The organism is Blautia sp. CGZ-1-C1 (assembly GCF_056504575.1).
In genome coordinates this window covers 1-16,448 of record NZ_JBWLUT010000130.1, presented here as the reverse complement: position 1 = coordinate 16,448, position 16,448 = coordinate 1, and the positions used below count along the sequence as shown (strand labels likewise).

At 42.5% G+C, this 16,448-nt stretch carries 15 protein-coding genes and 1 pseudogene; 14 read left to right on the top strand and 2 right to left on the bottom strand.

Annotation, left to right across the window (positions count from 1 at the left end; translation table 11 throughout):
* Positions 1-39: 39 nt before the first annotated feature.
* The 13 genes and pseudogenes from pfkA (at position 40) to AC058W_RS12200 (ending at position 12,365) form a co-directional block, all read left to right on the top strand.
* Positions 40-1,038 (top strand): 6-phosphofructokinase, encoded by a 999-nt coding sequence (pfkA, locus tag AC058W_RS12260; RefSeq protein WP_117676868.1) that lies wholly within the window; start codon positions 40-42, stop codon positions 1,036-1,038.
* A gap of 99 nt (positions 1,039-1,137) precedes the next feature.
* Positions 1,138-2,436 (top strand): TrkH family potassium uptake protein, encoded by a 1,299-nt coding sequence (locus AC058W_RS12255; RefSeq protein WP_243009532.1) that lies wholly within the window; start codon positions 1,138-1,140, stop codon positions 2,434-2,436.
* A gap of 28 nt (positions 2,437-2,464) precedes the next feature.
* Entirely contained in the window at positions 2,465-3,118 is a 654-nt protein-coding gene (locus tag AC058W_RS12250) for a potassium channel family protein (protein ID WP_117676870.1), read from the top strand.
* A 9-nt stretch (positions 3,119-3,127) separates the two neighbouring features.
* Complete coding sequence (locus AC058W_RS12245; RefSeq protein WP_117676871.1) at positions 3,128-3,901, top strand: TrmH family RNA methyltransferase; 774 nt, start codon at positions 3,128-3,130, stop codon at positions 3,899-3,901.
* A gap of 98 nt (positions 3,902-3,999) precedes the next feature.
* Positions 4,000-4,434 carry an NfeD family protein gene (locus AC058W_RS12240; RefSeq protein ID WP_117676872.1) on the top strand — a complete coding sequence of 145 codons (435 nt, stop codon included), beginning with the start codon at positions 4,000-4,002 and terminating at the stop codon, positions 4,432-4,434.
* 2 nt (positions 4,435-4,436) lie between these two features.
* On the top strand, positions 4,437-5,378 hold the full coding sequence (locus AC058W_RS12235) for an SPFH domain-containing protein (RefSeq protein ID WP_117676873.1): 942 nt from the start codon (positions 4,437-4,439) through the stop codon (positions 5,376-5,378).
* Positions 5,379-5,545: 167 nt separating this feature from the next.
* Positions 5,546-6,547, top strand: coding sequence for an ornithine carbamoyltransferase (gene argF / locus AC058W_RS12230; RefSeq protein ID WP_118629970.1), 1,002 nt, complete (start codon positions 5,546-5,548; stop codon positions 6,545-6,547).
* Positions 6,547-7,356, top strand: a complete 810-nt coding sequence (locus AC058W_RS12225; RefSeq protein WP_479390122.1) for a biotin--[acetyl-CoA-carboxylase] ligase — start codon at positions 6,547-6,549, stop codon at positions 7,354-7,356. The genes argF and AC058W_RS12225 overlap by 1 nt, the downstream gene beginning before the upstream one ends.
* Positions 7,357-7,394: 38 nt before the next feature.
* Positions 7,395-7,760, top strand: a complete 366-nt coding sequence (locus AC058W_RS12220; RefSeq protein ID WP_117846165.1) for a DUF6145 family protein — start codon at positions 7,395-7,397, stop codon at positions 7,758-7,760.
* A gap of 94 nt (positions 7,761-7,854) precedes the next feature.
* Complete coding sequence (dusB, locus tag AC058W_RS12215; RefSeq protein ID WP_117676899.1) at positions 7,855-8,814, top strand: tRNA dihydrouridine synthase DusB; 960 nt, start codon at positions 7,855-7,857, stop codon at positions 8,812-8,814.
* Positions 8,815-9,083: 269 nt separating this feature from the next.
* Positions 9,084-9,566 carry a transcription elongation factor GreA gene (gene greA / locus AC058W_RS12210; protein WP_117676877.1) on the top strand — a complete coding sequence of 161 codons (483 nt, stop codon included), beginning with the start codon at positions 9,084-9,086 and terminating at the stop codon, positions 9,564-9,566.
* Between the two features lie 264 nt (positions 9,567-9,830).
* Positions 9,831-11,871 (top strand): annotated as a pseudogene (gene lysS / locus AC058W_RS12205) (lysine--tRNA ligase).
* 254 nt (positions 11,872-12,125) lie between these two features.
* Entirely contained in the window at positions 12,126-12,365 is a 240-nt protein-coding gene (locus AC058W_RS12200; RefSeq protein WP_117676879.1) for a hypothetical protein, read from the top strand.
* 130 nt (positions 12,366-12,495) lie between these two features.
* Here the strand turns inward: AC058W_RS12200 and AC058W_RS12195 are convergent, their stop codons facing one another.
* Both AC058W_RS12195 and AC058W_RS12190 read right to left on the bottom strand, forming a co-directional pair.
* Positions 12,496-12,675: a hypothetical protein gene (locus AC058W_RS12195; protein ID WP_117676880.1), complete on the bottom strand. Its 180-nt coding sequence runs from the start codon at positions 12,673-12,675 to the stop codon at positions 12,496-12,498.
* 694 nt (positions 12,676-13,369) lie between these two features.
* On the bottom strand, positions 13,370-14,710 hold the full coding sequence (locus AC058W_RS12190; RefSeq protein ID WP_119243877.1) for an IS30 family transposase: 1,341 nt from the start codon (positions 14,708-14,710) through the stop codon (positions 13,370-13,372).
* A gap of 257 nt (positions 14,711-14,967) precedes the next feature.
* Between AC058W_RS12190 and AC058W_RS12185 the strand changes: the two genes are divergently transcribed.
* Entirely contained in the window at positions 14,968-16,296 is a 1,329-nt protein-coding gene (locus tag AC058W_RS12185; RefSeq protein WP_479390121.1) for a nuclease/transposase family protein, read from the top strand.
* The last annotated feature ends 152 nt before the right edge of the window (positions 16,297-16,448 follow it).

The window sequence follows — 16,448 nt, the reverse complement described above, 5'->3', positions numbered from 1 at the left end:
GTAAAAATGAGATAGATTCATAAGATGGAGGAAGAAAAAATGGCAGAAAAGAAGATAAAAACCATTGGTGTCCTCACCAGTGGTGGTGACGCACCTGGAATGAACGCTGCAATCCGTGCGGTAGTCAGAAGAGGCTTAAGCCAGGGACTGAGTGTAAAAGGTATTTTGAAAGGATATGATGGACTGTTAAATGAAGAGATCATTGACATGAGTGCCAAAGACGTTTCTGATACAATTGAGCGTGGCGGTACAATCCTTTACACAGCACGTTGCGCAGAGTTCCGTACAGAAGAAGGACAGAAGCGTGGTGCAGAGATCTGTAAGAAACATGGTATCGACGGACTTGTTGTTATCGGTGGTGACGGATCTTTCGCAGGTGCTCAGAAGCTTGCAAATCTTGGTATCAACACAATTGGTCTTCCTGGAACAATTGACCTTGATATCGCATGTACAGAATACACGATCGGGTTTGATACAGCTGTAAATACGGCAATGGAAGCAATCGATAAAGTACGTGATACTTCTACTTCTCATGAGAGATGCAGTATCATCGAGGTTATGGGACGTGGTGCCGGATACCTTGCTCTGTGGTGTGGTATTGCCAATGGTGCAGAGGATGTTCTGATTCCTGAGAAATATGATTATAATGAGCAGAAGCTGATCAACAACATCATCGAGAGCCGTAAGAAAGGCAAAAAACATCATATCATCATCAATGCAGAAGGTATCGGTCATTCAGAAGCAATGGCAAAACGTATCGAAGCTGCTACCGGTATTGAGACACGTGCTACAATCCTTGGACATATGCAGCGTGGTGGAAGCCCGACATGTAAGGACCGTGTATACGCATCTATGATGGGTGCTCTGGCTGTAGATCTTCTTGTTGCCGGTAAGAGCTGTCGTGTAGTTGGATATCGTCATGGCGAATTCGTAGACTTCGATATCAACGAAGCACTTGCTATGCAGAAAGGTATTTCCGATTATCAGTGGGAAGTATGCCAGTCACTTTCTCATAACTATGATAAAAACAACAAATAACAAATGAATAAAAGGATGCAGTTATATAACAGACTGCATAAATTAAATACTGCTCAGATAATTACCCTCGGTTTTGCGGGGGTGATTATCTTAGGGGGATTGCTTCTGTGGCTGCCGTTTTGTACGGCGCCCGGATACCATACTTCTTTTACAGATGCCATGTTTACGGCAACTACAAGTGTCTGCGTGACAGGACTTGTGACCGTTGTTACGGCAACGCAATGGACATTGATCGGCAAGATCATCATTCTTGTTCTGATCCAGATCGGAGGTGTGGGACTGATTTCTCTGGGCAGTATTATTTTTATAAGTCTGCGTAAAAAAATATCGCTGAGAAATCGCCGCATTATCCAGGAGTCCTATAACATGGATAGAATGAGCGGAATGGTGAATTTGGTAAGAAAAGTGTTACTTTGTGTACTGGGTGCCGAGGGAATCGGGGCTGTTTGTTATTCGTTCCGATTTATTCCTCAGTTCGGTCCGGTAAAGGGAATCGGCTATTCTGTTTTTACGGCAGTGTCAGCATTCTGTAATGCCGGAATTGATTTGATTGGTGAGGATAGTCTGGCACCGTATGTTGCGGATCCGGTGGTGAATTTTACAACGATCGGACTGGTTATCATGTCAGGACTTGGATTTGTCGTATGGTGGGATATCTGGGATAAGATCAAACAGGTTGTCAGGGGGAAACTTCCTCTGAACAGGGCATTTAAAACACTTCGCCTTCACAGCAAGATGGTATTGGTTATGACTGTTTCGCTGATTGTCGGAGGAACGGTGCTGATCTTTCTGTTTGAACATGGAAATATATATAGTATTGGAGCTTATTCCACCGGGACGAAATGGATGGCTTCTTTATTCCAGTCAGTAACGACAAGAACTGCAGGATTTTTTACGGTAGGGCAGGACAGATTTTCCAATGCAACGTATCTGTTATGTCTGGTATTGATGTTGATTGGCGGTTCACCGATGGGAACAGCCGGCGGAATTAAGACCACTACTGTAGCGGTTCTTCTTCTGGGTCTGAAATCAAATCTTCAGGGAAAGAAGGATGTAGAAGTACACCACAGAAGAATCAGAGACAGCTATATCCGTTCTGCTATTGTAGTAACGGGAATGGCATTTGGAGTACTGATTGTCATGAGTATTCTGCTATGTGCGGTTATGCCGAAAACAGCAGTGCAGGATGTTGTTTATGAGATCACTTCAGCAGTTGCGACGGTAGGCCTGACCAGAGGCCTGACACCACAGTTGAATGCAATTGGTAAATGGATTGTGATTCTGACCATGTATCTTGGAAGAATCGGTCCGCTGACTCTGGGAACAGCAGTGACGGTACGTGCGCAGAAGATGCCATCAGATTCTCATCTTGCGGCTGAGGATATTATGATTGGATAATTGGATTAGAAGGAGAAATTGGGAAGAAATGAAGAACAAATCTTATGCAGTGATCGGTCTTGGCCAGTTTGGAATGACCGTAGCGCTCACGCTGGCAGAGGCGAACTGTGATGTGCTTGCCATTGATGACAAAGATGACAATGTGCAGGATATTGCAGAGAAAGTTTCATATGCTGTCAAAGCAGATGTACGTGATCCGGGTGTTCTGGAGTCACTTGGCGTACAGAATGCAGATGTTGCAGTCATTGCGGTAGCTGAAAATATGGAAGCCAGTATCACTGCCACCATGCAGGTGAAAGAACTTGGCGTTCCTTTTGTAATGGCGAAAGCAATGAATTCTCTTCACGGAAGAATCCTTGAGAAGATCGGAGCGGATAAGGTCATCTATCCGGAACACTCTATGGGAGTCCGTGTGGCAAGAAATTTACTCTCCAGTGGCTTTATCGATATGTTCGAACTTTCTTCCGATTTCAGCATGGCGGAATTTAAGATTCCACAGGAATGGATAGGAAAAACACTCCGGGATCTGAAAATCAGGGAGAAATATCATATTAATCTGATCGGGCTGAAACAGGGTGAGCGGATTAATATGAATGTGCAGCCGGATAAAGTACTTCCGGCAGACTGTACGATAGTGGCTGCAGGAGCAAACAGTGACCTGAATAAGGTTTCGGGAAATTGAGGATAATATATGATCACCAGTGTAAATAATGGACAGGTAAAAAATATCATACAATTAAACCAGAAGACAAAAGCCCGCAGAGAACAAGGGCTTTTTGTTGCAGAAGGAAGAAAAATGTTTGGCGAGGCACCAAGGGAATGGGTTTCTAAAGTGTATGTGTCAGAGACACTTACCGGCGATACAGGACTGATGGCCCAGGTGGAGAAACTTCCATATGAAATAGTTGCAGATTCTGTTTTCCGTCAGATGAGCGATACACAGACTCCACAGGGAATCCTTACTGTGTTGAAAAAACCCTCCTATACAATAGAGGATATTCTTGGCGGAGAGAACCCGCTGGTCATGATCCTGGAGGATCTGCAGGATCCGGGAAATGCAGGAACGATTCTCCGTACAGGCGAGGGTGCCGGAGTAAGTGGAATCCTTCTGACAAAGACTTGCGTGGATATCACTAACCCGAAAGTTATACGATCTACGATGGGCTCTGTCTACAGAATGCCTTTTCTATATGTAGAAAGTGTGGTATCATTAACACAGGAACTGAAAGACAGAAATATCCGCACTTTTGCGGCACATCTGCATGGAAAGAACTCTTATGATCAGGAATCCTACACAGGAGGAACTGCGTTCCTGATCGGCAATGAGGGAAAAGGTCTGACAGATGAGGCTGCGGAGAGTGCAGATTGTCTGATCAGGATTCCAATGTGTGGAAAAGTAGAATCCCTGAATGCCGCCATGGCATCTGGAATTCTCATGTATGAGGCTGCACGTCAGAGAAGATGAAAGAATAGCTATTCTGGCAGCGATATTTGTCTGTTGAGATACTGTACCAGAATAGTTGCTTTGACTGATGTCAGCACATATCAGAAAGGGGGAGTTTCATGCAGCCTTTGATCTGGCTTGGATTTCTTGCATTATTGCTTGTGATAGAAGCAATCACAGCAGGCCTCACCACTATCTGGTTTGCCGGAGGCGCATTGGTCGCAGCTATTGCGTGTTATGCAGGGGCGAACCTGACTGTACAGATACTGTGTTTTTTGTGCGTTTCTCTGGTACTTTTGATTTTTACCAGACCTTTGGCCATGAAGTACTTCAACAAAGAAACCACACAGACCAATGTAAACAGTCTGATTGGAAAGAAAGCAGTTGTGATTCAGGACATTGACAATCTGGCACAGACAGGTCAGGTTCGTATCAATGACATTGAATGGACTGCACGTTCTGCCGATGACGAAAAAATCGGCAAAGACACCGTCGTGACGATTCAGGAGATCCGCGGTGTGAAACTCATTGTAAAACAAAATAAGGAGGATTAGTTATGGGCGTGGTTTTTCTGATAGTCATTATCATTATCGCAGTATGGGTACTTGCATCTTGCATCCGCATCGTGCCACAGGCATATGCAGTGATTCTGGAACGTCTTGGCGCTTATCAGGCAACCTGGAGCACCGGAATTCATTTCAAGATTCCGTTCATTGAACGAGTAGCAAGAAAGGTAAATCTGAAGGAACAGGTAGTGGATTTTCCACCGCAGCCGGTTATTACAAAGGATAACGTAACCATGCAGATCGATACAGTTGTATTTTTCCAGATCACAGATCCGAAGCTTTACACCTATGGAGTAGAGAATCCGATCATGGCCATCGAGAATCTGTCCGCAACAACCTTAAGAAATATTATCGGTGACATGGAACTGGATGAGACACTGACATCCCGTGAAACTATCAACACCAAGATGAGAGCTTCTCTTGATGAAGCAACTGATCCATGGGGAATTAAGGTTAACCGTGTGGAATTAAAGAATATCATTCCTCCGGCAGCCATCCAGGATGCGATGGAGAAACAGATGAAAGCCGAGCGTGAACGCCGTGAGGCAATCCTGATCGCAGAAGGTCAGAAGAAATCTACGATCCTTGTAGCAGAAGGTAAAAAACAGTCCGCAATTCTGGACGCAGAAGCTGAGAAACAGGCAGCGATCCTTCGTGCCGAAGCGCAGAAAGAGCGTATGATCAAGGAAGCGGAAGGTCAGGCTGAGGCAGTTCTGAAGGTACAGAATGCCAACGCAGAGGGTATCCGCATGATCAGAGAAGCGGGAGCAGATGAAGCAGTTCTGACATTGAAGAGTCTGGAAGCCTTTGCTAAAGCAGCAGATGGAAAAGCAACCAAGATCATTATTCCGTCAGATATTCAGGGAATCGCCGGTCTGGCAAGTTCTTTGAAAGAGATCGTAACTGATCCGAAGTCTGAGACTGATAAATAATAATTTATAAAGTGGATTATTAATGAAGCAGATAGAGATTTTTGTTATTGTTTACTCTGTTTTCAATAATGAGATATCTGCTTCATTACATAGGAATAAAAGAACATAAATGTTACTGTACACGAAGTGAACAGTAACAAATAAATGACATCGGGGAGAGAATTATCATGAATTTAAAAGGAAGAAATTTTCTGACACTGAAAGATTTTACACCAGAAGAGATCACATATCTCATTGATTTATCTGCAGAACTTAAAGCAAAGAAAAAAGCCGGAGAGCTTCATGAATATTACAAGGGCAAAAACATTGCGCTGATTTTTGAAAAAACAAGTACAAGAACCCGCTGCTCTTTCGAAGTAGCTGCTCATGACCTTGGAATGGGAAGTACATATCTGGATCCTACAGGTTCTCAGATCGGTAAGAAAGAAAGCATTGCAGATACAGCAAGAGTTCTGGGAAGAATGTATGATGGTATCGAATATCGTGGATTTGGTCAGGAAGTTGTAGAAGAACTTGCAAAACATGCAGGTGTTCCGGTATGGAACGGTCTGACAAACGAATACCATCCGACACAGATGATCGCAGATATGCTGACAATCCGTGAACATTTCGGTGATTTAAAAGGCCGCAAACTGGTATATATGGGCGATGCCCGTTACAACATGGGTAACTCTCTGATGATTGCCTGCACAAAACTTGGTATGCATTTCGTAGCCTGCACAACTAAGAAATATTTCCCGAATGCAGAGCTTGTTGCTCAGTGTGAGGAATATGCAAAAGCATCCGGCGGAAGCATCACTCTTACAGAAGATGTTCAGACAGGAACAAAAGACGCCGATGTTATCTATACAGATGTATGGGTATCCATGGGTGAGCCGGACGAAGTATGGACAGAGAGAATCCATGATCTGACACCTTATAAAGTAACAAAAGATGTTATGAAGAACGCAGGAGAGAAAGCAATCTTCCTTCACTGCCTGCCGGCATTCCATGATCTTAAGACAAAGATTGGCAAGGAAATGGGAGAGAGATTTAACCTGATGGATATGGAAGTAACAGACGAAGTATTTGAGTCTGAACAGTCCAAAGTATTTGACGAGGCAGAAAACCGTATGCATACCATCAAAGCAGTTATGGTAGCAACATTAGGAGAGCCGGAGAACAAATAATGGCACAGAATGATCTGTATAATGAAGAAACAATTTCAAAGGCAATAAATACAAAATGGGCGGGCAAAACCGTCCATTTTGCAAAAGAAACAGATTCTACGAATTCATGGATCAAGCGCCTTGCAAAAGAAGGTGCAGAGCATGGAACACTGGCAGTCGCAGAATTTCAGTCAGCAGGCAGAGGCCGTTTTGACAGAAAATGGGAAGCGCCGGAAGGAAGTTCTATTATGATGACTTTGCTTCTCAGACCGGAATTTTCTCCGCAGTATGCGTCTATGCTGACGCTGGTTATGGGACTTGCAGTGGCACAGGCGGTAGAAGAACTGGGCTTTGAGGTAAGTATCAAGTGGCCGAACGATGTGGTCATTTCCAGAAAAAAGATCTGCGGAATCCTGACGGAAATGGGAACAAATGGAGTGAAGATCAATTATGTTCTCATCGGAGTGGGAATCAATGTAAATCTTAAAGAATTTCCGGAAGAAATGCAGGATAAGGCGACATCATTGATCCTTGAAAGCGGTCAGGAGTACGACAGAAATCAGGTAATCTCGCTGGTGATGAAATACTTTGAGGTTAACTATGAGAAATTTGTGCAGACCTGTGATTTCACACATCTCCTGGAAGATTACCATAAGATTCTGGCAAACCTGAACCAGCCGGTAAGAGTGCTGGATGGAAGCAGGAGTTTTGAAGGAATCTGCAGAGGACTTGATGAAAAGGGTGAACTGCTTGTGGAGAAGCAGGATAAAGAAATCGCAAAAGTCAGCGCGGGAGAAGTTTCAGTGCGCGGGCTTTACAGTTATGTGTAACAAAGAAGTGATATAGCGAAAGAGGGAAATAGTAATATATGTATCAGAACAACATTACTCTCTGCGGCGCAAGCGCCTACGAGAAGAAATTTTATTTTAACCAGGACTTCAATGCACTTCCGGATCATGTAAAGAAAGAACTGCAGATCATGTGCGTTCTTTATACAGAAGATGTAGGCGGAATCCTGACATTGGAATTTGACGAAAATGGAAGACTCCAGTTCAAGACAGAGGCACTGGAGGCAGATGCCCGCTATGATGAAATCGGAAGCGGACTGAAAATCAAGCAGATTCAGCAGGAGAAGAAAGAACTTCTGGAATCCCTGGAAATGTATTACAAAGTATTCTTCCTGGGAGACATTCCTGAAGAAGAACTGAAGAAAACACCGGGCAGTGAGGAATAAATTCATGCAAGGGACAGATAGAATGGAAAGCATGAAAGAGAATCCTGCGCGGACAGGTAGCAGACTGGTGGGGGCAGATGAAAAACCAATCCAGATGCAATGGAAAATCGGTAACGTCCAGATTGACAATCCATTTGTGCTGGCACCGATGGCCGGAGTGACGGATCTGCCGTTTCGAACTCTGTGCAAGGAGCAGGGAGCGGGGCTGATCTGTATGGAAATGATCAGCGCCAAGGCAATTTCTTTCCATAATAAAAACACTTACGCATTGATGGAAATTGACCCTTGTGAGCACCCGGTTTCCATGCAGCTTTTTGGCAGTGAACCAGACCTCATGGCGGAGGTGGCGAAATCTATTGAGGACAGAGAGTTTGACATTCTGGATATCAATATGGGATGCCCGGTGCCAAAGGTTGTAAACAATGGCGAGGGTTCTGCATTGTTGAAAACCCCGGATTTGATTGAAGAGATTGTCCGAAAAGTGTCATCTGCTATTAAAAAGCCTGTAACTGTCAAAGTGCGTATTGGCTTTGAAAATGAACCGATAGATATCGTGGAAATCGCAAAACGTATTGAGGATGCGGGTGCGGCAGCACTTGCCGTACATGGCCGTACCAGACAGCAATATTATTCAGGTACCGCAGACTGGGATACCATCCGCAGAGTAAAAGAAGCAATCACGATTCCGGTGGTCGGAAATGGGGATGTAGATTCTCCGCTGAAGGCAGAAGCTTTGATAAAACAGACTGGCTGCGATGCGGTCATGATCGGACGTGCAGTGAGAGGAAATCCATGGCTGTTCAGGGAACTGAATCACTACTTCCAGACAGGAGAACTGCTGGGACGCCCGTCGGCAGAGGAAATCCGTGAGATGATCCTGCGACATGCGAGAAAGCAGATAGAGCTAAAAGGTGAGTTTGTAGGAATTCGTGAGATGCGCAAACATGTCGCCTGGTATACCGCAGGAATGCGTCACAGCGCCGGACTTCGAAGAGAGTCAAATACGATTGAGAGCTACGAAGCATTGGAACAGCTTTTGTCCAGATTGGGATAAAATGAAAGCCGTGCCAGCCGATGAAACGGTGTTTTTTTGATGATGGAAAATGATAGAAAATCAGGTATATGATTTAATCAAAAGGCGCCGGGAATGCTTGACAATCCGGGCGCTTTTTTGTATAATACAGAAATTGTGAATATCCTAGAATAAGTCTGCCCTTTTTCAGGTATGATGTATCAGGAAGCACATAAATCCATGTAGTGATCCGGGGTGTATATAAGACACCATAGACTATATACCGGATGTTGAAAGGGAGTAAGGTTATTATGGAAGAAAAGAAAAACTTACTAACTTATGCAGGACTTAAAAAATTAGAAGAAGAGCTGCATGATTTAAAGGTAGTAAAGAGAAAAGAAGTAGCAGAGAAAATTAAGGAAGCCAGAGAACAGGGCGACTTATCAGAGAATGCGGAATACGATGCAGCGAAAGACGAACAGAGAGACATTGAAGCACGTATCGAAGAAATCGAGAAGATCTTAAAGAATGCTGAAGTTGTAGTTGAGGACGAAGTAGATCTTGACAAGATCAGCGTTGGATGTAAAGTAAAAGTACACGATTTTGAATTCGAAGAAGATATCGAACTGAAAATCGTAGGTTCCACAGAGGCTAACAGCCTTGAAGGCAAGATTTCCAACGAATCTCCTGTTGGAAAAGCACTTATGGGTGCTCACACAGGCGATGTAGTAGAAGTTGAGATGCCAGCCGGAATCATGAAATACAAAGTTCTGGAAATCCAGAGAAACGTATAAGAAACGGATGACTGAGGTGCGCGTAAAGATTTTCCATGCAGAGCATGACGCGCACCTTTCTGTGACTATAAAAGATTAATTGTAACTGTTCAGTACCTCACAGTTACGAGTCAAAATCCATTAAAAATCGCCTTCGGCGATGGGGTATTGACTTGTATTCTTAAGGATTTTGGCATGTTCATGCCAAAACACCTCGCGGGATAGTAGACTGCTGAATAGTTACGATTAATCAAATGAAATACAAGAATATAAGGAGGAATCAAGGTGGCACAGCAGAAGCAGCAGGAACAGGATTTAAACCAGTTACTGAAGGTACGTCGTGAGAAACTTGCAGATCTTCAGGCTAACGGAAAAGATCCATTTCAGATCACAAAATTTAACCAGACTCATCACTCACTCGAAGTGAAGAACCTTTACGAAGCACATGAGGCAGAACTTCTCAAAGACCGTCAGGAAGTAGATGTAACCGGTCTTGATGAAGAACAGGCAAAGGAAGCTGTTAAGAAAGATTACGAAGAAAGAAGAAGCATCATGGATGCAAGCCCGATCCACGTATCAATCGCAGGCCGTATGATGTTCAAGAGAGTTATGGGTAAAGCTTCTTTCTGTAATATCCAGGATTTACAGGGAAATATCCAGGTATATGTAGCAAGAGATGCAATCGGAGCAGACTCTTATGCAGACTTCAAGAAATCTGATATCGGCGATATCTTTGGTCTGGAAGGTTTTGCATTCAGAACAAGAACAGGTGAGATCTCCATTCATGCAGAGAGCATGACTCTTCTTTCCAAGAGCTTACAGATCCTTCCTGAGAAATTCCATGGTCTGACAGATACAGATACACGTTACCGTCAGAGATATGTGGATCTTATTATGAATCAGGACAGCAAGAGTGTATTTATCAAGCGTTCTCAGATCCTTAAAGAAATCCGTAACTTCCTTGCAGACCGTGATTTCATGGAAGTTGAAACTCCAATGCTTGTTGCAAATGCAGGTGGAGCAGCAGCAAGACCATTCGAAACACATTACAATGCACTGAACGAAGATGTTAAGCTTCGTATTTCTCTGGAACTTTATCTGAAGAGACTGATTGTTGGTGGTCTTGAGAGAGTTTTCGAGATTGGCCGTGTATTCCGTAACGAAGGTGTTGACACTCGTCATAACCCGGAGTTCACCCTGATGGAACTTTATCAGGCATATACAGATTACGAAGGAATGATGGAACTGACAGAGTCCATGTTCCGTTATCTGGCAGAGAAGGTCTGCGGTTCTGCGAAGATTTCCTACAATGGTATCGAGATCGACCTCAGCAAACCGTTTGAGCGTCTGACCATGAATGATGCAATCAAGAAATATGCAGGAATTGATTTTGATGAAGTTGCAGATGATGAAGCAGCTAAGAAGCTTGCAGATGAGCATCATATTGAATATGAAGAACGTCATAAGAAGGGTGATATCATCAATCTGTTCTTCGAGGAATACTGTGAGAAAGAACTGATCCAGCCAACATTTATCATGGATCATCCGATCGAGATTTCTCCTCTGACAAAGAAGAAACCTTCTGACCCGAACAAGGTAGAGCGTTTCGAGCTTTTCATCAATACATGGGAAATGTGTAACGCATATTCCGAGCTTAATGACCCAATCGATCAGAGAGAGCGTTTCAAAGCACAGGATGCTCTTGCTGACGCAGGAGATGAGGAAGCGAACCACACAGATGAAGACTTCCTGAACGCACTGGAGATCGGTATGCCGCCTACAGGTGGTATCGGATACGGAATCGACCGTCTGGTTATGCTGCTTACAGACAGTGCAGCAATCCGTGACGTTCTTCTGTTCCCGACAATGAAGTCACAGGGCGCTGCTAAGAACGAAGCAAACAACGTTGCGCAGGCTAAAACGGTTTCAGAAAAGCCAGTTGAGAAGATTGATTTTTCAAAGGTAGAAATCGAACCATTGTTCAAAGATGAGGTAGATTTTGAGACTTTCAGCAAGTCCGATTTCCGTGCAGTAAAGGTAAAAGAGTGTGTCGCAGTGCCGAAGTCAAAGAAACTTTTACAGTTTACTCTGGATGATGGAACAGGCGTAGAACGTACCATTTTAAGCGGTATTCACGCATTCTACGAACCAGAAGAACTGGTAGGTAAGACACTGATAGCTATCACAAATCTGCCACCTAGAGCAATGATGGGAATTGAATCTTGTGGAATGTTACTTAGTGCAATCCATGAAGAAGAGGGCGAAGAAAAACTTCATCTTCTGATGGTAGTATGACCATATTCCGGCTGGTGCAAAATTATATTAATATCAGTCGTATAAAACGACAAAAATATACGACTTACGACAAACTTACGACAGAAGATTAGGAAGAGGATGTAAGGTTTAAATAAGGCGACTAAACATAAGATTTAGTCGTCTTATTATTTTGTATTAAATACAATATGCAATATAATTTTAATTGTAAATTATATTGCAAAATACAATCAAATATGATACATTGAAAATGTACTTAATAGTATGTATTGAATTATTTTAAATCATTTGAAGGGAATGTGATGGATGGAAGAAAAGGGAGAGTCTATTAGCTTTGTGAATAGTAAGAATGAAAAAATTTTTGAAATTCCAGATGGGGATGCAATAAAGCTGATTTCAGAAAATGGAGACAGATATTATGCTCTTTGTCGAAGAATTGATGAATGCCATGTAAAAATTGATGGGGTTAGGTGGCATTTACAGGCATATGCACAAGCTATGGAAAAAAGGGGAATTATTTTCATGCCAGCGAAAAATAATCTGTAAATATTATATAGTACAAAATTCAGTAAGCTTCTTTCTACTGAGACTATAAAACATTAACCAACAAAAAGGACTGCCAGTTGAATTAATTTTCAATAAGGGCAGTCCTTTTTGATATTTTTAATGGTTGTGATTATTCTTCACTGTCCATAGCTTTGACGGCGTATTCTAAGCACTGGATAACAGCCTGATTTAAAGATAATTCTTTTTCCTGAGCGCGTTGCTCCAGATCATTTAGCAGATCAGCAGGAAGTCGAAAAGTTTTAGACCGGTATTCTCGTGATTTAGTTGATTTTAATTCAAATTTGGACATGGTTTTTTCCTCCTATATATACATCATATAAGATAAGATTAAATAATTATAGAATTATTTTTGCGATAAAATTTAACTTGTATTTTAAAATATATTATATAATGCATTGAAAAAATGACAGAATATCCGTTGGGGGAGCGTAGCAACCGAAGGGTTATTTTTATGAGAAAAAGTGAAAAGTTATTTTGCCATTATCTGTTTAAAGAATATAATACTATTTTGCTTAGTTTTCCAAAAAAGAATGCAGAGGAAGATACGGACGGAAACGCAGGGGAAACTATGATAGAACCGCTTTTTATAATGCGATGGAACGTTGGAATACACGGGAACTAGAAAAAATAAAATTTGTTGGAAAGTATTGGATGATTCTAGCGGATTTTATATATTGTACTTTTGGGTTGTCATTGAATGACCGCGCGTCGCATTCTCGTTACTTCAGTGATGAGTTAGAGCTTGAATGAAAAAGTAAATTCTACATTCTAACATACCTTGATTTTATGCGGGATTAAATTCTATTTTCGGAGATACACAACTTAATTTTTTTAGTATATAATGCTTTTATACGGCATAAACAGCATAGTTTTTTGCATGATAAAAGGACATCTGGAAATAGTGTGCAGGACTAAATTCCACATGTCTGTTGGAAAGACTAAATTCTATGCAATGAAACTTGCCTGTGCCTGTATTGTTATTATTATTTTATTAATGCTGGTATCAATGTGACTTCATCGGCTGGTATCTCTGCCAATCCTAATGCTTTATGAAGTCTGTTATCCAGCAGGAGACGGGATACTTCATATGGACTGTGTCCATTGAGGCTGTCCCGTTTTTCGCTGTTGATATGATTTAATAACAGCAGCGTTGTCTTGTCTGTCATTTTTTCAAAGCTTGTTCCTTTTGGAAGGACATACCTTATATATTCATGATTCTTTTCAAGAGCACCTTTTTGATCAGAACGGTTGGGATCACAATAATAAATACGTGTGCGTACTTCCCCATTTTTGCTATATTCCAGACTTTGCCGGTCCTGAAATTCATGTCCGTTGTCCGTAAGTATCACTTCGAAAAGTTTCTGGAACAGTTCAATTCCAAGTAATTCTGTTAAATGATCAAAAATCCTGGTTACTTCTTTCTGGGTCTGTTCTTCTAAAAGAAACATAAGCATAAGGCTACAGTTTCGAAAGAACATAGTCAGAAAGCAGGGACTGGTACCTTTTGCTCCTTCAACGGTATCCATCTCGACTACATAAACAGATTTGCTCGCTGCGATATATTCCAGAAATTCTTTATAGCTCCTATCTTTTCGGAAACTTCTGTCTTTAAGGCTGGCAGTAGTTTTTCTTTTCCGCTGCTTGTATACCACTTTACGGCGCAGATCTATGTTTCTGGCTTGAAAAACGCCACGGTCTATGTAAGAATATATGGTTCTTCTGGAACAGGCGATCTCATCAGCATGAGATGCGTAGATGTGGGCAATAGATTGTCCTTTTTTGAGAAGCGGTGACAACAGGATGTCCAGTTTCTGTATACTTTCCGGTGTCTGGTTTATCCCTTCTCTGCTGGTAGTCCTAAGGGTTTCATAGGAGTCCTGGGCGTATTTTGAAGAATAGATCTTTTTGTCCATCATGCAATTCGTTCTCTTGCTGCATCCATTGCACACATAAGGAGGTTTATTTAATTTTTCACATTCTCTTGGTTTATAAAATTTACAGACATCGCTGCATCTGAATTTTCTGCAGAGGACACATTTGCGCCGGCATTCATTATCACCGCACATATGCATGACATTGCATATATTTGTCCGCGGCTTTGAACTATCATAATTGTTTGCACAGGGAATAGGGGCAAATGCATCTGCGCTTCTTTCCCTGATAATGGAATGACGTCTGATTTCTTTGGATATGGTACTTGGATCCTTGCTTAATTCTATTGCAATACTTCTAAATGAATCACCGTTATTTAAATGCTGTTCGATTATAATACGTGCAGATAAGTCAAGATGTTTTTGGTTGCCTTTTGGTCTTCCTGTATTCATTTTATCCTCCTTCTGCACAGGCAGGGGATCATCTGCAGTAGTATTTTATAAAAAGAAGAAGGAAAAATCCATGCAGAAGTAAATTCTACAGGTATAGAATTTACTCTTGCAAGGTAGAATTTAAAAATACATTTAACCGTGATGAGTTAGACGCGCAATTTTTTTGTTAAAAAAAGAACGTATGTTTATAGAATAAGATATCTATGGTACAATTTGTTCATAGCACAAAATAAAAAAACAGTTCAGAGGAGAAGAAAATGCAGACGGTATCCAGTTATGGTGTGGAAATACGAAAACAGAATATCCCAATCCGCCAGACACTGGAAATCTATCGTCAGGCGGTCAGCTATCTGACGGAAATCTATGAACAGGTGTGGGCAGAACTGAAAATGATCCCGGAAGCAAAAAAACGCTTTAATGCAGCAGAACATCTGATTCACACAACGAAAAAGAACCATGCCCGCTTTGATTTTGACATCCGTTTTCCGAAGATGCCTTCTTATCTCAGGAGAGCTGCCATCCAGCATGCACTGGGAAGTGTATCGTCCTATGAAAGCCGGATGGAACAGTGGGAGGCAGCGGGAGAACTCTCCGGGAAACCGAATTTTACCTGTGAAAACCATGCCATGCCGGTCTTTTACCGGGATGTGATGTACCGCGAAGGGACAGAGGGAAAAGATGAGGCATACCTGAAACTGTATGACGGGCATGACTGGAGATGGTTCCGTGTGTGTTTAAGCCATACGGATATGGAATACCTGCGCAGGAACTGGTATGGAAAAAAAGCATCAGCCCCGACACTGGAAAAAAGACACCATAAATATTTCCTGCGTTTTTCCTATACAGAAGAAGTGGCACTTACTCAGACACCTGTAAGGGAACAGATCATCTGCAGCGTGGATCTGGGAATCAATACGGATGCAGTCTGTACCATCATGCGGGCAGACGGAACTGTCCTGGGGAGAAAGTTTATTGACTTCCCCAGTGAAAAAGACCGTATGTACCGCACACTGGGACGAATCCGGAGATTCCAGAGGGAACATGGATCTGCGCAGGCAGGGGAAAGGTGGGCATACACCAGACGTCTGAATATAGAATTAAGCAGAAAGATCGCAGGGGCAGTTGCAGAATATGCATGGGAGAATCATGCAGATGTGATCGTATTTGAGTATCTGGAAATGAACGGAAAGATATCGGGAAGTAAGAGGCAGAAACTGCAGCTTTGGAGAAAACGGGATATCCAGAAACGGTGTGAACATCAGGCACACAGGAAAGGGATGCGCATATCCAGGATCTGTGCATGGAATACGAGCAGGCTTGCGTATGATGGATCAGGGATAGTCCTGCGTGACTGGAGAAATCACAGCCTCTGCGCATTTCAGACGGGAAAAAGATATAACTGTGACCTGTCAGCTTCTTATAATATCGGGGCCAGATATTTTATCCGTGAACTTTTAAAACCCCTTCCGGCAACGGAAAGGTCTTTGCTGGAGGCAAAAGTCCCTGCAGTAAAGCGTAGAACCTCATGTGTTTATGCAGATCTAAGGGAACTCAGTTCTGAGATGGGACTCTTAATGGCTGCATAGATGCAGGCAGATATACAGCGGACTACCTGTAATGTGGGGACCTGCCATATCTGGCATGGGAAAAAGCGCATATCTGCGCAAACCTAAGTTACAGGCGTATCCGCCGATATTTAGTCTGACGCCTAAAGCGTCTGGAAGCACGTGACTTCAGT